Origin of the sequence: Pseudarthrobacter sp. NPDC080039, assembly GCF_040702335.1 — a bacterium.
In the GTDB taxonomy this organism is placed as follows: domain Bacteria; phylum Actinomycetota; class Actinomycetes; order Actinomycetales; family Micrococcaceae; genus Arthrobacter; species Arthrobacter enclensis_A.
Genome location: NZ_JBFBKY010000001.1, coordinates 211832 through 231085 on the forward strand (window position 1 = coordinate 211832; position 19254 = coordinate 231085).

Here is a 19254-nt window from a genome sequence, read left to right on the forward strand (position 1 = left end):
ACCTGCCGGTCGTGCATTGCCGCTGAAAGGGCCACAGTGTCCCCGGGACGTTTCCCTCCGCGGCGTAACAGGTTTCACAGGAGCGAGGAAAAATCATGAGCAGCGAAACTGCCGTCAATGACGCCCAGGGAGCAGCCCGGGCCGGTGCTGCCGCCGGCGGCTCGCAGCCGGTGGGAGCTGCCCGTCGACGTGGCCCCTTCCGCGAAGGCGAACGCGTCCAGCTCACGGACGAACGCGGCCGTATGAACACCATCACGCTCGAACGTGGTGGAGCATTCCATACGCACCGCGGCTTCCTGAACCACGACGAAATCATCGGCAAGGTGGACGGCTCCGTGGTGGTCAACAATGTGGGCCAGCAGTACCAGACGCTTCGGCCCCTGCTCTCCGACTTTGTGCTGTCCATGCCGCGCGGCGCCGCCGTCGTATATCCCAAGGACGCCGGCCAGATCGTCACCATGGCGGATATTTTCCCCGGCGCACGCGTGGTGGAAGCCGGCGTCGGCTCGGGTGCCCTGTCCATTTCCCTGCTCCGCGCCGTGGGCGACAACGGCTACCTGCATTCCTTTGAACGCCGGGAGGAGTTCGCGGATATAGCCCGCGGCAACGTCGAGACCATCTTCGGCGGCCCGCACCCCGCCTGGCAGATTTCCCTCGGCGACTTCCAGGAGGAAGTAGTTAAGGCTGAGGAGCCCGGATCCGTGGACCGCGTAGTCCTGGACATGCTGGCGCCGTGGGAGTGCCTCGACGCCGTCGCCACCGTCCTTGCACCGGGCGGCGTCTGGATCAACTACGTTGCCACCGTCACCCAGCTTTCGCGCACGGCAGAGGCCATCCGGGCCGATGGCCGCTTCACTGAACCGGACGCCTGGGAGTCGCTGGTCCGCGGCTGGCACCTCGAAGGGCTTGCCGTCCGCCCAGACCACCGAATGGTGGCCCACACCGGATTCCTGCTGGTTACCCGGCGGCTCGCAGATGGCGTCACCGGCATCTCCGTCAAGCGCCGTCCCTCCAAAACCGAGTTCAACGAAGAAGACGTCAACGCGTGGACGCCCGGCGCCGTGGGGGAGCGGGCCGTGTCAGACAAGAAGCTGCGCCGCGCTGCCCGGGACGCCATTGCCGGGACGAACGTGGTGGATACCCCCGAGGTCACGAACTAGTCCAGATTTCGAGAGTCTCCATCCCTACCCGCCTTCTTGGGACTAATGTCTTAAGAGAAGCGCAGGAAGGGGCTGATACATCATGGAGACACCAAACCAGGACTCCGGACGTACACCGGCAGAGCAGTCTGCCGCCAACGACCTCTCGGTTGCTGACCGCCAGGTCAACATACTTCGGGACAAGCTCAGGCATATTGACCGCCAGTTGGCAGCGGCGACGCAGAACAACTCCAAGCTGGTCAGCATGCTTGAGACGGCGAAGGCAGAGATCCTTCGGCTGAAAAATGCCCTGGACCAGGAGGGTCAGCCGCCTTACAGCTTCGGCACCATTCTTCAAATCAATCCCAAGCGTCAGCCCGCTCCGGGCAACAGCGGCCAGGCGGCCACCGAAGAATCGGTGGACATCTTCAACGCCGGCCGGAAAATGCGCGTGGGCGTCAGCCCCCTGGTGAATATAAACCAGCTATCCGTGGGCCAGGAAGTGCTGCTGAACGAAGCACTCCTCATTGTCGCCGGACTGGGCTACGAGCGCGCCGGCGAACTGGCCACCCTGAAGGAGATGCTGGGGCGGGACCGCGCCCTGGTGGTCGGCCGCGCCGACGAGGAACGCGTCGTGCGTCTCTCAGGGGCGCTCCAGGCGGAGAAGCTCAGGGTCGGCGATGCCCTCTCGGTCGATTCCCGCACCGGTTATGCCCTGGAAAAGGTGCCCCGCTCCGAGGTGGAGAACCTTGTGCTCGAGGAAGTCCCGGACATTACCTACGAGGACATCGGCGGCCTGGGTCCCCAGATCGAGCAGATCCGCGACGCAGTGGAACTTCCGTTCCTGCATCCGGACCTCTACCGGGAGCATGGTTTGAAAGCGCCCAAGGGAATCCTCCTGTACGGTCCTCCAGGCTGCGGCAAAACCCTGATCGCCAAAGCCGTCGCCAATTCCCTGGCTGCGCGCGCCGCCGAGCGGTCCGGCAACGTGGACCTCAAGAGCTACTTCCTGAACATCAAGGGACCCGAACTCCTTGACAAGTACGTGGGCGAAACGGAGCGGCACATCCGCCTGATCTTCTCCCGAGCCCGGGAAAAGGCCTCGGACGGCAGCCCCGTGGTGGTGTTCTTCGACGAAATGGACTCCTTGTTCCGCACGCGCGGCACAGGCATCTCGTCCGACGTCGAAACCACCATCGTGCCCCAGCTCCTCAGTGAGATTGACGGCGTGGAGCGCCTGGACAACGTCATCGTCATCGGCGCATCCAACCGCGAGGACATGATTGACCCGGCCATCCTCCGGCCCGGCCGTTTGGATGTGAAGGTCAAGATCCAACGGCCCGATGCGGAGGCTGCCGCCGACATCTTCAACAAATACATCACGCCCGATCTGCCATTCCACGAATCGGATCTCGCCGAACACAACGGCGATGTCCAGGCCACCGTGGACGCCATGGTCCAGCGCACGGTGGAAGCCATGTACTCCACGGACAAGTCCAACGAGTTCCTGGAAGTCACGTACGCCAACGGCGACACGGAAATGCTGTACTTCAAGGATTTCAACTCCGGCGCCGTGGTGCAGAATGTGGTGGACCGGGCCAAGAAGTACGCCATCAAGGACCTGCTGACCACCCACCAGAAGGGGCTCCGGATCGAGCACCTGCTGCGGGCGGTGGTGGACGAGTTTCGTGAACACGAGGACATGCCCAACACCACCAACCCGGATGACTGGGCCCGGATTTCCGGAAAGAAGGGCGAACGGATCACTTACATCCGCACCATCGTCCAAGGGAAGGCAGGCCAGGAGCCCGGCAAGTCCATCGAGACCATGCCCACCACAGGACAGTATCTATGACGGGTGCACAGGGATCCGCCGGCGGGGAGGCTCTCCCCGCAGGCGGAGCCATGCGGGTCATGGGGGCGGAAACCGAATACGGCATCCACGCCCCTTCCGCACCCTCCGCCAATGCCACCATGATGAGCGCCCGGGTGGTGCAGGCGTACGCCCAAGTCACCCGGCAGCGGGCTGCGGGTGGAGCTGAAACCCGTTGGGACTACACCGATGAAGAGCCGCTCCATGACGCCCGCGGCTGGACGGTGGACAGGGGCGCGGCCCATCCCAGCCAGCTGACCGACCAGCCGCCCGTGCTTGATGCAGAGGCGGTGGCTCTGGCCTACGGCCGCGAGGAACTTGAACTGGACGGGCAGGATGAGTCCGGAACCCTCCTCATGAACATGGTCCTGGGCAATGGGGCCCGACTTTACGTGGACCATGCACACCCTGAATACTCAAGCCCGGAGGTCACCAACCCGCGGGATGCGGTGGCCTGGGACGCGGCGGGGGACCTGGTTGGACTTGCCGCCGTGCGCCGGCTGGCCGCGGACCCTGCCCTCCCGCCGGTCAACCTCTACAAGAACAACACGGACAACAAGTCCGTGTCCTACGGTTCCCACGAGAACTACCTCATGCCCAGGTCGGTGCCTTTCGGGGACATTGTTCGCGGGCTGACGCCGTTTTTTGTGAGCCGCCAGGTGGTGTGCGGAGCAGGCCGCGTGGGAATCGGCCAGGACAGCTCCATCCCCGGCTTCCAAATCAGCCAGCGGGCGGACTTCTTCGAAGCTGAAGTGGGCCTGGAAACCACTATCCGCAGGCCTATCATCAACACCAGGGATGAGCCGCACGCCACCGCGGACAAATACCGGCGCCTGCACGTCATCATCGGGGACGCCAACCTGAGCCAGGTGTCCAACTACCTCAAGTTCGGCACTACGGCGCTGGTCCTCAGCCTCATCGAGGCCGGTCTGGCGCCCAGGATCGAGGTCTTCGAGCCCGTCGCAGCGCTCAAGACCGTAAGCCATGACACCACACTGACAGCGAAGCTGCGCCTGCTGGACGGCCGCCGCGTCACTGCCCTGGACCTGCAGTGGATGTACCACGAGGCCGCCGCCAAACTTGCCCAGGACACCGGCGTGGGTGACTCGGTGGACGGTGACGGGCACACCCACGAGGTGCTGGAGCGGTGGGCGTCGGTTCTCACCCAGCTTGATAATGACCGCGCTGCTGCTGCCTCCTCTGTGGAATGGGTGGCCAAGCTTTCCCTGCTGGAGGGCTACCGCCAGCGCGACGGACTTGAGTGGAGTGATGCCAGGCTGGGCCTGGTGGATCTCCAGTGGGCAGATATCAGGCCCGAAAAAGGCCTCTACTACCGGCTCCTGTCCAGGAACCGGATGCAGCGTGTGGTGGATGATGCCGCCATCGCAAAGGCCGTGTCCGAGCCTCCGGCCGATACCCGGGCCTTCTTCCGGGGCAAGTGCATCAGCACCTTCGGCAAGGACGTGGTGGGGGCAAGCTGGGACTCCGTCATCTTCGACGTGCCGGGTTACGGACGGCTTCAGCGGGTTCCCACCCGGGAGCCCCTGAGGGGAACCAAAGCCCTCACCGGAGCGTTGTTTGAGCGCTACCGGGATGCGGCCCCGTTCCTCGGGGAACTGCTGGGACACAACAGCACTCCGCCTGCGGCGTAAACCGCGCCGGAACGCCTATCCCGTGGCAGGATGGGCATATCGGCGGATCCGCTTGATCCGCCGAAGTCAGAAGGAGGGAAACCAATGGCAGGCCAGGAGCAACAGCAGCCGCAATCACGCGACACCCAGGTCGACGAAGACATCCCCGAGGCACCCCCGGCTCCGCCCGAAGCGCAGGCCTCGGCATCAACCGAAGGCGTGGATGACCTGCTCGACGAAATCGACGGCGTCCTGGAATCCAACGCCGAGGAGTTTGTCCGGGCCTTTGTCCAAAAGGGCGGCCAGTAACCCGGACCCGGGAGGTGGCGGAAGCCGCGGACGGCCGGAATCTGTACCGACGTTGAAGTACCACGTTCAAAGGAGTGATGAGTGCAGGAATCAACCGCCAACCAGGTAGCCGCCAACGCCACCTCGTCCTTTACCGAGCACCTTCTACGGGACCGGCCTGAGCTGCTGCCCTTCAACCGGTCCCTGCCGGGTGGCGCGACGGCGGCTGCCCCTTTGCAGGTTCCACACGCCACGACCATCGTTGCGATGAGCTACGGGGGCGGTGTCCTGATGGCCGGCGACAGGCGGGCCACCATGGGAAACGTCATCGCCAGCAGGCACATCGAAAAGGTCTTCCCGGCGGACCACTTCTCCGTCCTTGGCATCGCCGGAACAGCCGGCATAGCAATCGACCTGACCAGGCTTTTCCAGGTCGAACTTGAACATTACGAAAAGATCGAGGGAACGCAGCTCAGCCTCGAAGGCAAGGCCAACCGGCTCGGGGCCATGATCAGGGGCAACCTTCCGCTGGCCTTGCAGGGGCTCGCAGTGGTCCCTCTGTTTGCAGGTTTTGACACCACCGCCGGTCTCGGCCGCCTGTTCTCCTACGACGTTACCGGGGGCAGGTACGAGGAACACGAGCACCACACGGTAGGGTCCGGTTCTGTGTTCGCCCGTGGCGCCCTGAAAAAGCTCTGGCGCCCCAACCTGACGGCAGCGGAAGCGCTCTCCGTTGCCGTGGAATCCCTGTACGACGCCGCCGACGACGATTCCGCCACCGGCGGCCCGGATACGGTAAGGCAGTTGTGGCCCGTGGTCTACACGGTGGACAGCACGGGGGCCCGACGTATTCCGGAGGCCGAACTCGCAGCCGCGTCCCGCGGCGTGATCGAGGCCCGCACCATCGCCGGACGGGAGGCCTGAGATGACGCAGCAGTTCTATGTGTCGCCCGAGCAGCTGATGAAGGACCGCGCGGATTTCGCGCGGAAGGGCATCGCCCGCGGCCGCTCGGTGGTGGTCATCAGCTGCGCCGATGGCATTGCGCTTGTCGCGGAGAACCCTTCGCCGTCCCTGCACAAAGTCGGCGAAATCTACGACAAGATCGCGTTCGCCGCCGTGGGCAAGTACAACGAATTCGAAAGCCTCCGCCAGGCCGGTGTCCGCTATGCCGACGTCCGCGGTTACTCCTATGACCGCGAGGACGTTACCGCCCGCGGTCTGGCCAGCGTTTACGCGCAAAGCCTGGGCGCCGTATTCACCGCCGAGCAAAAGCCGTTTGAAGTGGAACTCGCCGTGGCAGAAGTAGGTCCCACCCAGGCCGAAGACCATCTGTACCGGTTAACGTTCGATGGCTCGATCGCGGACGAGCACAGTTTCGTCGTCATGGGCGGCCAGGCTGAGAAGGTTTCCGCGGTCATCGACGCCGGATGGCAGGCGTCCCTCGGCTTCGCCGACGCGGTGCGGCTCGCAGTGAAGGGACTGACGCCCGCCCAGGAGGGGGACCAGCCATCGACGCCGTTGCCGTCAAGCGCTCTTGAAGTGGCCGTCCTCGACAGGCTCTCCGACAGCTCCCGCGGCACCCGGCGCGCCTTCCGCAGATTGAGCGGCGCGGACATCACAGCCCTGCTGGCCTAGGAGGAACAAAATGGACAAGAGAATCTTCGGCATTGAAACCGAATTCGGGATCTCCTACTCGAGTCCCGACTCCAGGCCTCTTGCTCCGGAGGAGGTGGCCCGGTACCTGTTCCGCAAGGTGGTCAGCTGGGGGCGCTCATCCAACGTGTTCCTAACCAACGGTTCGCGGCTTTATCTCGACGTAGGGTCCCACCCGGAATATGCCACGGCGGAATGCGATGACCTTGCCCAGCTGATCGCCCACGACCGCGCCGGTGAATTGATCCTCGACGACCTGGTGGATGAGGCCCAGGCGCGGCTGGCCGCCGAGGGGTTCAACGGCACCGTGTACCTCTTTAAGAACAACACCGACTCGGCGGGCAATTCGTACGGCAGCCACGAAAATTACCTCATTCCCCGGCGCGGCGAGTTTTCCCGCCTCGCCGAGATACTGATCCCGTTCCTCGTCACCCGCCAGCTCATCGCCGGGGCGGGAAAGATCCTGAAGACACCGCACGGTGCCACCTACGCCTTCTCCCAGCGCGCCGACCACATCTGGGAGGGCGTCTCCTCGGCCACCACCCGGTCCAGGCCCATCATTAATACCAGGGATGAGCCTCATGCCGACGCCGAGTTCTATCGGCGGCTGCACGTCATCGTGGGGGATTCCAACATGTCCGAAGCAACGGCGCTGATGAAAATCGGCACCGTGGACCTCGTCCTTCGGATGATCGAAGCAGGGGTGATCATGCGTGACATGCGGATGGAGAACCCCATCCGCAGCATCCGGGAAATCTCCCACGACCTCACCGGCCGCGCGCTGGTGCGCCTCGCCAACGGGCGGCAGCTCACTGCCTTGGAGATTCAGCAGGAGTACATGGGCAAGGTCACGGCCTTCGTCAACGAACACGGTGCCCACAACCAGCATGTTCCGCTGATCCTGGATCTGTGGGAACGCACACTCCACGCCATCGAGTCGGGCGACACCAGGGGCATTGACACTGAGATCGATTGGGCCATCAAGAAGAAGCTGATGGACAACTACCGCGAACGCCACGGCCTGGCACTGGATGCGCCACGGATCGCCCAGTTGGACCTTACGTACCACGACATTTCCCGCAGCCGCGGGCTCTTCTACCTGCTGCAATCACGCGGTGCGGTCCGCAGGATCGTTGACGATACGGTGATCAAGGGCGCGGTGGATGCACCACCGCAAACCACCCGTGCCAAGCTGCGGGGTGACTTTGTCCGCCGTGCGCAGGAACTGGGGCGGGACTACACCGTGGACTGGGTGCATCTTAAACTGAATGACCGCGCCCACCAGACCATCCTGTGCAAGGATCCCTTCCGCAGCGTGGACGACCGCGTGGAGGCTCTTCTGGACTCTATGGGCTGACGTCCAGCTTCAGGGTCTATTCTGGATAAGGTCCTTCGTAACGGGACCCTTCGAACGGCATTGTCCGCCGTGATGCGGAATGTCGTATCCACCCTGCCCCGACGAAAGTTTTCCTACGTGCGCCGACTACTAGCAATCCTCCTTCCCGGCCTGCTGCTCCTGACCGCCTGCGGAGGCACATCTTCGCAGCCAGAGCCCAGCAGCCAGTCCGCCGGGGAGACTGCAAAGTTCGACTCCCTCAAACTGACCGACAACGGGGACAAGAAGGCCCCGGGTGTGGACTTCGACAAGCCGCTGACCGTCACCCAGCCCACTATCAAGGTGGTGTCCGAAGGCAGCGGTGACACCATCAAGGCAAACCAGGTAGCCAAGATTTCGATCCTGGCCCTGAACGGCACGGACGGCTCGCAGCTTGAGGATACTTTTCCCAATGAGCCGGAAAGCCTGGAGCTGAACGATCAGCTGAAGACCAGCAGCGCCGTCATCTACAACGCGTTCGTAGGTGCCAAGGTAGGGTCCAGCCTGGCGCTGGCCGTCCCCGGACAGCAGAGCTCTCCCTCCGCGAGCCCCAGCCCCTCCGATGGTGCAAGCCCCTCTGACAGCGCGAGCCCGAGCCCCAGTGCCGCGGCCCAGCCCACCCAGCTGCTGATCATCAAAGTAGTGTCTGCTGCCGACGCTACCCCCGTCCTCGACAAGCCCCAGGGTGAAACGGTGACCCCGCCGGCCGGGCTTCCGACTGTGACGGATAAGGACGGCGTACCGCAGATCAATGTTGCAGGCGCGCCCGCCCCCACATCGCTGGTCTCCCAGGACCTGATCAAGGGCACCGGCGCCGCGGTCAAGGAAAGCGACACCCTGACGGTCAACTACGTTGGGGTCAACCTGGCCGACGGCACCAAGTTCGACTCCAGCTTTGACCGGGGCCAGCCTGCCACCTTCCCCCTCTCCGGTGTCATCAAGGGCTGGACGCAGGGCCTCACCGGCAAGACTGTAGGTTCCCGCGTCCTGCTGGTGATACCCAAAGACCTTGCCTACGGCGACGCCGGCCAGGGCCAGGCAAAGGGCGACCTTGTCTTCGTAGTGGACATCCTCGGGGTCAAGTAGCAAGACTTACAGGGACGCCGCGGCCTTCGCGGCACCCATCACTCTCACGCATAGGAGCAAGCATGTCGTTTGGACAGCGGGAATTCGACCGCCAGAAGCCCGAGATCGATTTCCCCGAAGGCGACGTCCCTACGGAACTCGTCATCACCGACCTCATTGAGGGAACGGGACGCGAAGCCAAAGCCGGGGACACCGTCTCCACCCATTACGTCGGCGTCGCCTGGTCCACCGGGGAAGAGTTCGACGCGTCATGGGGCCGCGGCACTCCGCTGGACTTCCGCGTTGGCGTGGGCCAGGTTATCCAGGGCTGGGACCAGGGCCTGCTGGGCATGAAGGTCGGGGGCCGCCGCCGCCTGGAGATCCCGTCAGAGCTGGCCTACGGCTCGCGCGGTGCCGGAGGAGCGATTGCCCCCAACGAAGCCCTCATCTTTGTCGTGGACCTCGTCGCCGTCCGCTGATCCGGCCCCGGGACGCAGCAAACAGCGCGGCTGCATGGAGGATTGCCCTCCGTGCAGCCGCGCTTTCTGCTTTCAGCGGGCGGGTTTAGTAACGTAACCAAGGTGTCCGTATCCCGCACCGAACGCCTCCTGAACCTGCTCATTGCTCTGCTCAACACCCGCTACGGGCTCCGCCGCAGCGAGTTGCGTGAAAAGATCTACCACGACACCTCCGGCAACGATGTCGCTTTCGGGCGGATGTTCGAACGGGACAAGAATGACCTGCGGGCGATGGGCTTCGACGTCGAGACCCTGACTGACCTTGGGTGGAGCGAGGACGATCCCGCCACTACCCGGTACAGGATAGGCAAGGAATCGAACCGGCTCCCTGACGTCCAGCTCGCACCCGAAGAATGGACGGTGCTCCTGCTGGCGTCCCAGCTTTGGGAGCGGGCTGCCTTGGGGACCGCAGCCCAAAGCGCACTGCGCAAGCTGCAGGCGTCCGGGCGGCTGGCCAAGGTTGAACTTCCTGCCGGTGTCCAGCCACGGATCAAGCCGGCCGGCCAGGCCTTCGATGACATCGTCGCAGCGATGCACGCCCGGCATCCCGTTTCGTTCACGTATCTTGCGTCCAGCACGGGCAAAGAGGAAGAGCGGACTGTTGAGCCGTGGGGCCTTGGCAGCCGATTCGGCCAGTGGTACCTCATGGGGTACGACCGCGCCCGGAAGGCAGCACGGCAGTTCCGCCTGTCCCGCCTCACCAGTGCTGTGACGACCGTCGCCCGGGAGCACTACACACCGCCGGCTGATTTCAACATCCGCGCAGAGCTGGACCGGCTCCCTGAGTTGCCGCTGCGCACAGCCGAAGTGGACGTCCGGAAAGGACACCTCCTCGCCCTGCGCCGCCGTGCGGTCGCGGAGAGCCGGCAGCAGACATCCGCTCCACCCGTAGACGGATATGACCGGCTTGTCCTCGAGTACCGGGACCTTGAAGTCCTGGCCGAGGAGCTGGCCTCATACGGGCCGGAGGCCCTGGCAGTTGAACCCGCTGAGCTGTCCCGCTCCGTCCAGCGCCGCCTTCAGGCCGCGGCTGACTTCAGCGACTCGGTCCCACCTGCCTACACTTTTGGGGGCCGCAGACCGCGCCCTGCCCCGAAAGGAACCTCGGAGGACCAGCTCAAGCGCATGCTGCAGCTGGTCCCATTCCTGGTCCACAACCAGGGCCTCCACATCCAGGACGTGGCCAACCACTTTGGCGTCACCCGCGGAGAACTTGAGGCGGACCTTCGGATCCTCATTTGCTCCGGGTTGCCGGAGGGGTATCCGGATGACCTGCTCGACATCCAATGGGAGGACGACCACGTCTTCATCACCCAGGACCTCGACCTCAAGAGGCCTGTCCGGTTCACCATCGAGGAAGCATGCGCTCTGCTCACAGGACTTGAAACCCTCAATGGCCTGCCCGACCTGCCCGGCGGCGGCGCCCTGGAATCGGTCACTTTGAAACTCCTGGCAGCCGCAGGAGAAGAAGGGCTCCGTGCGGCCTCCATTGCCGGCCCCCAGGTGGCTCCCGCCGACGCAGGCATCCACGCCACGGTCCGGCAGGCCATCGAGTCGCGCTCCCAGCTCCACCTGGCCTACCTGTCACCCCAGCGGGACGCGGTCAGTGAACGCGACGTCGACCCGCTGCGCCTGTACTCGCTGGACAACACCTGGTACTTCGAAGCGTGGTGCCACCTCGTGCAGGGACTCCGGAACTTCCGTCTGGACCGGATACAGGACATCCACCCGAACGGCGCACATGCCAGCAAGACAGGAGCAGCCGAGGGAGGCGTCCCGGCCAAGCTCTTCACGCCCAACGACGACGACACCACCGTCACCGTCCAGCTCACCCGCCAGGGGAGGGGGCTTGCGGACGACTACTACGCCGAACGCACGGCAGAGCTTCCCGACGGCGGGATGGTGGCAGAGATCCGCTTCGGCAACACGGCGTGGCTGCCCATGTTCGTGGCCCAGCACGGCGGTACCGCCCGGATCCTGGCGCCCGCCGACCTGGCCACGGCTGCCCGGGAGTGGCTGGCGGCATCACTGGACAGATACGCCGGATAGACTTCTCAGCATGCCTTGGTGGTCCTGGATTCTCATATGGGTGGCGCTCGTCGCACTGTCCCTGCTGTTGTATGTCCTTCTGGGCATCCGTCTGTTCCGGCAGTTCATGGCGACCATGAAGGATCTCGGCGCCGCGGGCGAAAAGCTGGGGCACCTGAACCCACCCGAGGTGCAGGAGGCGCCAGGTGAAGCGGAGGGGCCGCGCCCGGGCTCTGCCGTTTTTGCCTCGCCCGCCGTCATGCGACATGATTACGAGGCATCCAAACTGGCGCGGCGCGAAGAACGCCGACGCAGGCGAGTGCAGCGCAAAAAGGACCGGGGCCAGCCGCAGGCGCTCGGAGATCTCGACTTCACATAGAAGTAGGATGTAGTTAGAGGAAAGGATTTCCCGTGGGAAGACTCTTTGATGGCCCCTGGCCAATCGTAATCATCATCATCGTTGCTTTGCTTCTCTTCGCAGCCCCCAAGCTTCCGGCCATGGCCCGCAGCCTGGGACAGTCCATGCGGATCATCAGGTCCGAGGTCAAGGAAATGAAGAACGACGGCAAGGCCGACTCCACCGACCCCTCCGGTCCCGTGGAAGGAACCATTGTGAACCACCCCAAGGCGAAGCCCGGAGAGCCGACAGACGGCACTGACGTTCCGCCTTCAACCCGCGCCTGACCTACCGTGGCACTGTCTCGGGCCCGCAAAGCCAATCCTGAGGGGCGGATGTCGCTTTGGGAGCACCTCAAGGAGCTGAAAAACCGGCTGATCAAGTCGGCTATCGGCGTCGTCATTGGCGGTATTGGGGGCTGGATACTTTACGATCCGCTGCTGAAGGCCCTGGCCGAGCCGGTCAACCGTATTTCCAATGAGACCGGCGGACTTGCCGCCATCAACTTCGGGACCATTGCCTCACCCTTCGATTTCAAGCTCCAGATGTCGCTCCTCATCGGTGCCGTCATCTCGAGCCCCATCTGGATCTACCAGCTCTGGGCGTTCATCACGCCGGGCCTGACATCCAAGGAGCGGCGCTACACCCTGGGCTACATGGCTGCTGCCATCCCGCTGTTCCTCGCCGGGATTTGGGTGGGCTGGCTGGTGGTTCCGCAGGTTGTCCACGCGCTGACACAGTTCACCCCCCAGGGGTCTTCCAGCGTCATCGATGCCAGGACCTACATCGAGTTCGTGACCCGCATGGTGCTGATGCTCGGCTTGGCGTTCCTGGTACCCGTGGTGCTCGTGGGCATCAACATGGCAGGCCTTATTTCAGGCCGGACCATCCTCAAGGCCTGGCGCATCACCGTCTTCCTGGTGTTTGTCCTCGCGGCCATGGCCGCGCCCGGCGCGGATGCCATATCGATGTTCATGCTGGCCGGTCCACTGCTGGCCCTGTTCTTTGCAGCTATTGGCATCTGCATCCTGAACGACAGGCGCCGCGATCGCCGCCAGGCCAAGCAGGTCGAGGAAACCGAGGCAACGGCGGACATCGCCACCCCAAGCAGCGAGCTTAAGAAGCTCTAGCCTGCCGCTAGGCTTGGGGTATGTCCTCCACCACCGGACCCTTCTCCACCGGGCCCATCGATCCTGAAGAACTCTCGCCGGCTGAGAGATACCGCGCCAGCGCGGAACGCAGGGCCGAGGCCGCCACGTATCTTGGAGCCTTTACCCGCACCCTGGCCTTCGAACTTGACGACTTCCAGCGGCAGGCCTGCCGCTCCCTGCAGGAGGGCAGGGGGGTCCTGGTGGCGGCCCCCACGGGCGCCGGCAAAACCATCGTGGGGGAGTTCGCCATCTACCTGGCCCTTCAGCGTGGGCTGAAGGCGTTCTACACCACCCCCATCAAGGCCCTCAGCAACCAGAAGTTCACCGAACTCACCGAAAAGTACGGTGCGGACAACGTGGGCCTCCTCACTGGCGACACCAGTATCAACGGGGACGCGCAGGTGGTGGTCATGACCACGGAAGTCCTGCGGAACATGCTGTACGCGGACTCAGCCACCCTCGACGACCTTGGCTACGTGGTCATGGACGAGGTCCATTACCTTGCCGACCGGTTCCGTGGTGCAGTCTGGGAGGAAGTCATCATCCACCTACCCAGCGAGGTCCAGGTCGCTTCGCTCAGCGCAACCGTTTCGAATGCCGAAGAGTTCGGCGCTTGGCTCGATACCGTCCGCGGGGACACGGACATCATTGTTTCCGAACACCGTCCGGTGCCGCTGTGGCAGCACGTCATGGTGGGCCGGCAAATCATGGACCTGTTCGCCGGGGAAACCACCTTCGACGAAATCGCCCCGCCGGTTGAGGACGGGGACCAGCAGCCGGTGCCGGCTGCCAAGACCCGGGATACCGCGAAGGGACGGGGCTTCGACGTCAACCCGGACCTGCTGACGGTGGCACGCAGTGAGAGCCAGCAGAGTTTCCGCAGCCGGCCCGGCGCTGGCCGCCGCGGCCAGCGTGGCCGTGGCGCTTACGACCGCCCGGGCAGGAGCGAACCAACGGGGGTACGCCCCGCCAGCCGACCGCAGGTAATCGCAAGCCTGGACCGGATGGACCTGCTGCCGGCCATCACCTTCATCTTCTCGCGCGCAGGGTGTGAGGCGGCCGTCGCGCAATGTGTGGGATCCGGCTTGTGGCTTACCACGGAAAAAGAACAGCGGATTATCGCCCAGCGCGTTGACGAGGCCGGCCAGGACATTCCACCAGACGACCTCGACGTCCTGGGTTTCTGGACCTGGCGCGACGGACTGCTTCGCGGCTTCGCTGCACACCACGCCGGCATGCTGCCCACCTTCAAGGAAGTGGTGGAAAAACTCTTCGCCGACGGCCTGGTCAAGGCGGTGTTCGCCACGGAGACCTTGGCGCTGGGCGTGAACATGCCGGCCCGTTCCGTGGTGCTGGAGAAGCTGGACAAGTTCAACGGCGAAGCCCACGTCGACATCACCGCGGGGGAGTACACCCAGCTGACGGGCAGGGCCGGCCGGCGCGGCATTGATGTTGAAGGGCACGCAGTGGTGCTGTGGCAGCCGGGCACGGACCCCACAGCGGTGGCAGGCCTGGCGTCGCGGCGAACGTATCCGCTGAACTCCAGTTTCCGGCCCACCTACAACATGAGCATCAACCTCCTGGCGCAGTTTGGGCGTGCCAGGGCCCGGGAAATCCTGGAATCGTCCTTTGCCCAGTTCCAGGCCGACCGGTCGGTGGTTGGGCTGGCCAGGCAGGTGCGGAGCCGGGAGGAATCCCTTGCGGGCTACGCCAAGTCCATGACCTGCCACCTTGGCGACTTCACGGAGTATGCCCGGCTGCGCCGGGAACTCTCCGATGCCGAGAGTGCCACCTCCCGGACCAAGTCGCGGGTCCAGAAGTCACTCAGTGACGACTCCCTCGCGCGCCTCCTGCCCGGGGACGTGGTCAACGTTCCCGGCGGGCGTGCCCCGGGGCCCGCCGTCGTCCTCAGCTCTGACCACAGCAGCCGCGAACCCCGGCCTGCCGTGCTCACCCTGGACAACCAGCTGCGCCGGATAGGAACCGACGACCTGGAAGGACCCATCGCGCCGGTTACCCGGATCCGCATTCCCAAATCCTTCAATGCCAAGGTGCCCAAGTCCCGGCGGGACCTTGCCTCCAGCGCACGGAACGCCCTGCGCGAGAACCGGCCACCTGCTCCCGGGCAGAACCGCAACCACGATTTCGGCCGCGGCGCCGCATTTCCCAACCAGGAGAGGCGCATCGCCGATCTGCGCCGGGCCCTCAAGGCACACCCCTGCCACGGCTGCAGCGAACGGGAAGACCACGCTCGGTGGTCGGAACGCTGGTGGAAGCTGCGGCGTGAAACGGACGGCCTGGTCCGCCAAATCCAGGGCCGCACCAACACGATCGCCAAGACCTTCGACCGGGTGTGTGACGTCCTTTCCGCCTATGGCTACCTTGAGGACACCGGCGACGGCGCCCTGAAGATCAGCGCGGATGGCCAGCGGTTGCGCAGGATCTACGGCGAGAAGGACCTGCTGATCTCCCAGTCACTGCGCCTGGGCGCGTTCGATGACCTGGACGCCGCCGAAGTTGCTGCCCTGGCCAGCGTGCTGGTCTACCAGGCCAAACGCGAGGACCGGGGCCTGCGGCCGCGCATGCCGAGCGTCTCCCTGGAGACCTCGGTGGACATCGTGGTCAGGGAGTGGTCAGTCCTTGAGGACGTGGAAGAGGAAAACAAGCTTCCATTGACCGGTGAGCCCGAACTGGGCCTCGTGTGGCCACTGTACAAGTGGGCCCGCGGCCGGCACCTGCAGGATGTCCTCAGCGGCACCGACCTTGCCGCGGGGGACTTTGTCCGCTGGGTCAAGCAGGTGGTTGACCTCCTGGACCAGCTCGCCAAGATCCCGGGCCTGGAACCGCGCCTGGCGCGGCTGTGCGCCGAAGCCATCAACCTCATCCGCCGCGGCGTCGTGGCTTACTCTTCCGTTCTCTAACCCCGCTTCTATCCCTTGCCGGTTGACGCCGCCTGCACTCATCCCAGGAGTCCCGCCCCCATGCCCCCTTCCGACGCCACTTCCCGCCCCGCCCCGGTGCTGTACCGGAACGGGTCCGTCTATACCGCCGCAGACCCGTTCGCAACCGCCATGCTGGTGGACGGCGACACCGTTGCATGGGTGGGCTCGGAGCAGGCGGCGTCGTCCATTGCCGACAGCTCCATGGAGATCATCGACCTCCGCGGCGCCCTGGTTGCGCCGGGCTTCGTTGACTCTCACGTGCACCTGACGGAAACCGGCATCGCGCTGGAGTCGCTGCAGCTTGGGGCAGCCACCTCTGCCCGGGCGGTGCTGGACGCAGTCGCCGGGGCCCCTGGAGAAGGGCCGGTCCTCGGCCACGGCTGGGACGAGTCAGCCTGGTCCGATCCCGCCCTCCCCAGCGCCGAAGAACTCGAACGGGCGTCCAGGGGCAGGCCGGTGTACCTGTCGCGCGTCGACGTGCATTCCGCACTGGTTTCCACGTCCATGGCAGAGTCCGCCGCCCTCCGGAATAAAGACGGGTACGACGGCGGCGCCTGGGTTACGCGGGCAGCCCACGAAGCAGCCCGGCTGGCAACACGGCAGATGCCCCAGGAGGCCCTGAAGCGCCACCAGGCCCGTGCCCTTGGCGAAGCTGCCGCCAACGGGTACGTCGCCGTAGCGGAGATGGGCGCGCCCCACATCGGCGGGACCGATGACCTCAGGATGGCCGCCGGATGGAACCTCGACGAACGGGGCGGGCCACAGTTCCCGGAAGTCATGCCCTACTGGGGTGGCCTGGTGTCGTCCGAGGAACAGGCCCGCGCGCTGGTGGCGCAGTTCCCCCCAGGCCTTCGTGGGCTGGCCGGCGACCTGAACATTGACGGGTCACTGGGTTCCCGCACTGCCGCACTTCGCAGCGACTACAGTGACGCAGCCGGGGAACGCGGCTCGCTGTACCTTGGGGTCGAGCAGGCGGCGGCCCACCTGGCGGCCTGCTCGCTGGCCGGGATTCAGGGTGGTTTCCATGTGATCGGCGACGCAGGGCTGGACGCGGCGCTGGAAGCGCTGGACCTGGCCGCCAAGGAAGTGGGGGAGCAGCGGGTGCGCGCCGCAGGCCACCGGTTTGAGCACGTGGAGATGGCGGACGCCGCCGCTGTGGCGAGGTTGGCGCACTACTCCGTGACCGTCAGCGCACAGCCGGCGTTCGATGCCGCCTGGGGCGGACCGGGCGGTCTGTACGGGCGCAGGCTGGGGGAGCGGGGCGGCTCGATGAATCCGTTTGCCGCTTTCTACTCTGCAGGGGTTCCCGTCTGCTTTGGCAGCGACAGTCCGGTTACCCCTCTGCGCCCGTGGGCCAGCGTGCGGGCGTGCGTGGAACATCACAACCCTGGGGAACGGATCTCCGCGCGGGCAGCCTTCCTTGGCCACACCCGCGCTGGTTGGAGGGCGGCCCGGCACCCGAATCCCATGGCGGGGCAGCTTGTGCCAGGCGCCCCGGCAAGCTTTGCCGTGTGGGACGTGGAGGAACTGATGGTCCAGGTGGCTGATGGGCGCGTCCAGTCGTGGAGCACCGACCCCCGGGCCAGGACGCCTTTGCTCCCGGCCCTGGACACAGGCTCCGATCCTGTATGCCTGCAAACTGTCAAAAACGGGGCGGAACTCTTCGCCAGCCCGGCTTTGCGTTCCTGACCGGTCAACCGTCCGCCCTATAATGGGGAGTTGCGCCCGGGGCCGGCAAGCCCGGCCTGCGGTGCACCGACCAATTCCACCAGGAAAGGCCCTTTGTGCGCGTCCTTACGATCATTCCCACCTACAACGAACTGGAGTCGCTGCCCAAGACGCTCCAGCGCCTTCGGAAGGCCGTTCCGGCGTCGGACGTCCTGGTGGTCGATGACAACAGCCCTGACGGCACCGGCCAGCTTGCCGACGGCTTCGCGGCCGAGGACTCCCAGGTCCACGTCCTGCACCGCAAGGGCAAGGAAGGACTGGGCGCCGCCTACATCGCCGGTTTCAAGTGGGGCCTGGACGCCGGCTACGACGTCCTGGTAGAGATGGACGCGGACGGCTCACACCAGCCCGAGCAGCTTCCCCAGCTGCTCGAAGCGGTGGACCAGGGCGCCGACCTGGCCATGGGCTCACGCTGGGTTCCCGGCGGCAGCGTGGTCAACTGGCCGCTGTACCGGCAGGCAATTTCACGGGTGGGCAGCACCTACGCCCGCCTGATGCTGGGCCTGCCCATCAAGGACGTCACCGGCGGTTACCGTGCGTTCCGCAGGACCACGCTGGAAAAGCTCAACCTGGACCAGGTGGACTCGGTGGGCTACGGCTTCCAGGTGGACCTGGCATGGCGCGTGGCCAAACTCGGACTGCGCATCGAGGAACGTCCCATCACCTTCGTCGAGCGTGAACTGGGAGCGTCGAAGATGAGCGGCAACATCGTGGTGGAAGCCATGATCAACGTCACCAAATGGGGCCTGGGTGCGCGGTGGAACACCCTGGCCGGCAAACTGAAGAACAAGCAGGCGTAACACTCCGCGGGGGGCCGGTAAGTCCGGCCCTCCGCAGGAGAAAGAAGAAGGGGGCGCCCCCGCACGAAAGTGCGGGGGCGCCCCCTTTTTCATACGCTGTGGACCTATGCCGAGCGGCGCTCTCCGCGGCGTTCGCGCAGGATGGTCAGGCGGTCTTCAAGGATCTGCTCAAGTTCGGGCAGGGAGCGGCGTTCCAGCAGCATGTCCCAGTGGGTACGGACTGCCTTGTCATTGCTGGTGTCCGGCTTTTCGCCATCTACCAGGAGCGCTTCCTTGCCGGTCTTGGAGACCCACACGGGAGGAATTTCCGCCTCGGAGGAGAACGTGACAAAGACCTGCTCGCCATCCGCGCAGCGGTATTCGACCCGTTGGCGCGGAGCCGGCTCAACTCCGGACTCGGTCTCCATGCTCTGCGCGCCAAGGCGCATGCCCCGCAGGCTGCGATCGCTCATCTTTTCTCCCTCTGGTCGGTTCGCGGATGAAATCTCCACGCCAGCCGGCCGCGCCATGGCACTGCCGGACTACTGTGTGCACTGTGCTGCATCATAGGATTCAACGCATTGCGAAGCTTGGTTGTTCCAGCTGGTATTCTCCTGCCGGACAAATACCCAATTATATGGGTGCTATCCCGTCTGGACCAAAAAAGGAGGGTTCCGCGGACGCCG

Annotated in this window: 17 protein-coding genes; 16 read left to right on the top strand and 1 reads right to left on the bottom strand. The window is 64.9% G+C overall.

Annotation, left to right across the window (positions count from 1 at the left end):
• Positions 1 to 95 precede the first annotated feature (95 nt).
• The 16 genes from AB0313_RS00975 to AB0313_RS01050 all read left to right on the top strand — a co-directional run bounded on the left by AB0313_RS00975 (position 96) and on the right by AB0313_RS01050 (position 18589).
• Positions 96 to 1160: a tRNA (adenine-N1)-methyltransferase gene (locus tag AB0313_RS00975; protein WP_141941371.1), complete on the top strand. Its 1065-nt coding sequence runs from the start codon at positions 96 to 98 to the stop codon at positions 1158 to 1160.
• 82 nt (positions 1161 to 1242) lie between these two features.
• Positions 1243 to 2994 (top strand): proteasome ATPase, encoded by a 1752-nt coding sequence (arc, locus tag AB0313_RS00980; RefSeq protein WP_307305550.1) that lies wholly within the window; start codon positions 1243 to 1245, stop codon positions 2992 to 2994.
• A complete protein-coding gene (gene dop / locus AB0313_RS00985) occupies positions 2991 to 4664 on the top strand; it encodes a depupylase/deamidase Dop (protein WP_141941376.1) in 1674 nt (557 codons plus the stop codon). Before arc ends, dop begins: the two co-directional genes overlap by 4 nt.
• A gap of 84 nt (positions 4665 to 4748) precedes the next feature.
• Positions 4749 to 4952 (top strand): ubiquitin-like protein Pup, encoded by a 204-nt coding sequence (locus AB0313_RS00990; protein WP_141941378.1) that lies wholly within the window; start codon positions 4749 to 4751, stop codon positions 4950 to 4952.
• An 81-nt stretch (positions 4953 to 5033) separates the two neighbouring features.
• The gene (gene prcB, locus AB0313_RS00995) at positions 5034 to 5855 is read left to right on the top strand and encodes a proteasome subunit beta (protein ID WP_141941380.1); all 822 of its coding nucleotides are present in this window, start codon (positions 5034 to 5036) and stop codon (positions 5853 to 5855) included.
• Between the two features lies 1 nt (position 5856).
• Positions 5857 to 6567 carry a proteasome subunit alpha gene (prcA, locus tag AB0313_RS01000; protein WP_141941382.1) on the top strand — a complete coding sequence of 237 codons (711 nt, stop codon included), beginning with the start codon at positions 5857 to 5859 and terminating at the stop codon, positions 6565 to 6567.
• Between the two features lie 10 nt (positions 6568 to 6577).
• The gene (gene pafA, locus AB0313_RS01005) at positions 6578 to 7942 is read left to right on the top strand and encodes a Pup--protein ligase (protein WP_366303025.1); all 1365 of its coding nucleotides are present in this window, start codon (positions 6578 to 6580) and stop codon (positions 7940 to 7942) included.
• Positions 7943 to 8059: 117 nt separating this feature from the next.
• Complete coding sequence (locus AB0313_RS01010; RefSeq protein ID WP_141941386.1) at positions 8060 to 9046, top strand: FKBP-type peptidyl-prolyl cis-trans isomerase; 987 nt, start codon at positions 8060 to 8062, stop codon at positions 9044 to 9046.
• Between the two features lie 62 nt (positions 9047 to 9108).
• Positions 9109 to 9504, top strand: coding sequence for an FKBP-type peptidyl-prolyl cis-trans isomerase (locus AB0313_RS01015; RefSeq protein ID WP_141941388.1), 396 nt, complete (start codon positions 9109 to 9111; stop codon positions 9502 to 9504).
• Positions 9505 to 9606: 102 nt separating this feature from the next.
• Entirely contained in the window at positions 9607 to 11592 is a 1986-nt protein-coding gene (locus AB0313_RS01020; RefSeq protein ID WP_366303245.1) for a WYL domain-containing protein, read from the top strand.
• Between the two features lie 10 nt (positions 11593 to 11602).
• The gene (locus tag AB0313_RS01025) at positions 11603 to 11950 is read left to right on the top strand and encodes a hypothetical protein (RefSeq protein WP_366303028.1); all 348 of its coding nucleotides are present in this window, start codon (positions 11603 to 11605) and stop codon (positions 11948 to 11950) included.
• Between the two features lie 32 nt (positions 11951 to 11982).
• The gene (tatA, locus tag AB0313_RS01030) at positions 11983 to 12255 is read left to right on the top strand and encodes a Sec-independent protein translocase subunit TatA (RefSeq protein ID WP_141941393.1); all 273 of its coding nucleotides are present in this window, start codon (positions 11983 to 11985) and stop codon (positions 12253 to 12255) included.
• A gap of 48 nt (positions 12256 to 12303) precedes the next feature.
• Positions 12304 to 13098, top strand: coding sequence for a twin-arginine translocase subunit TatC (tatC, locus tag AB0313_RS01035; RefSeq protein WP_141941395.1), 795 nt, complete (start codon positions 12304 to 12306; stop codon positions 13096 to 13098).
• Positions 13099 to 13118: 20 nt separating this feature from the next.
• Positions 13119 to 16040: a DEAD/DEAH box helicase gene (locus AB0313_RS01040; RefSeq protein ID WP_141941397.1), complete on the top strand. Its 2922-nt coding sequence runs from the start codon at positions 13119 to 13121 to the stop codon at positions 16038 to 16040.
• 60 nt (positions 16041 to 16100) lie between these two features.
• Positions 16101 to 17750, top strand: coding sequence for an amidohydrolase family protein (locus AB0313_RS01045; RefSeq protein WP_366303031.1), 1650 nt, complete (start codon positions 16101 to 16103; stop codon positions 17748 to 17750).
• 95 nt (positions 17751 to 17845) lie between these two features.
• Positions 17846 to 18589 carry a polyprenol monophosphomannose synthase gene (locus AB0313_RS01050; protein WP_141941403.1) on the top strand — a complete coding sequence of 248 codons (744 nt, stop codon included), beginning with the start codon at positions 17846 to 17848 and terminating at the stop codon, positions 18587 to 18589.
• Between the two features lie 104 nt (positions 18590 to 18693).
• Here AB0313_RS01050 and AB0313_RS01055 read toward each other — a convergent pair whose 3' ends face one another.
• Entirely contained in the window at positions 18694 to 19041 is a 348-nt protein-coding gene (locus AB0313_RS01055; protein ID WP_026266052.1) for an RNA polymerase-binding protein RbpA, read from the bottom strand.
• Positions 19042 to 19254 lie beyond the last annotated feature (213 nt).

Coding starts and splice junctions, on each gene's coding strand:
- AB0313_RS00975 (WP_141941371.1), top strand. CDS start 96: ATGAGCAGCGAAACTGCCGTCAATGACGCCCAGGGAGCAGCCCGGGCC.
- arc (WP_307305550.1), top strand. CDS start 1,243: ATGGAGACACCAAACCAGGACTCCGGACGTACACCGGCAGAGCAGTCT.
- dop (WP_141941376.1), top strand. CDS start 2,991: ATGACGGGTGCACAGGGATCCGCCGGCGGGGAGGCTCTCCCCGCAGGC.
- AB0313_RS00990 (WP_141941378.1), top strand. CDS start 4,749: ATGGCAGGCCAGGAGCAACAGCAGCCGCAATCACGCGACACCCAGGTC.
- prcA (WP_141941382.1), top strand. CDS start 5,857: ATGACGCAGCAGTTCTATGTGTCGCCCGAGCAGCTGATGAAGGACCGC.
- pafA (WP_366303025.1), top strand. CDS start 6,578: ATGGACAAGAGAATCTTCGGCATTGAAACCGAATTCGGGATCTCCTAC.
- AB0313_RS01015 (WP_141941388.1), top strand. CDS start 9,109: ATGTCGTTTGGACAGCGGGAATTCGACCGCCAGAAGCCCGAGATCGAT.
- AB0313_RS01025 (WP_366303028.1), top strand. CDS start 11,603: ATGCCTTGGTGGTCCTGGATTCTCATATGGGTGGCGCTCGTCGCACTG.
- tatC (WP_141941395.1), top strand. CDS start 12,304: ATGTCGCTTTGGGAGCACCTCAAGGAGCTGAAAAACCGGCTGATCAAG.
- AB0313_RS01040 (WP_141941397.1), top strand. CDS start 13,119: ATGTCCTCCACCACCGGACCCTTCTCCACCGGGCCCATCGATCCTGAA.
- AB0313_RS01045 (WP_366303031.1), top strand. CDS start 16,101: ATGCCCCCTTCCGACGCCACTTCCCGCCCCGCCCCGGTGCTGTACCGG.
- AB0313_RS01055 (WP_026266052.1), bottom strand. CDS start 19,041: ATGAGCGATCGCAGCCTGCGGGGCATGCGCCTTGGCGCGCAGAGCATG.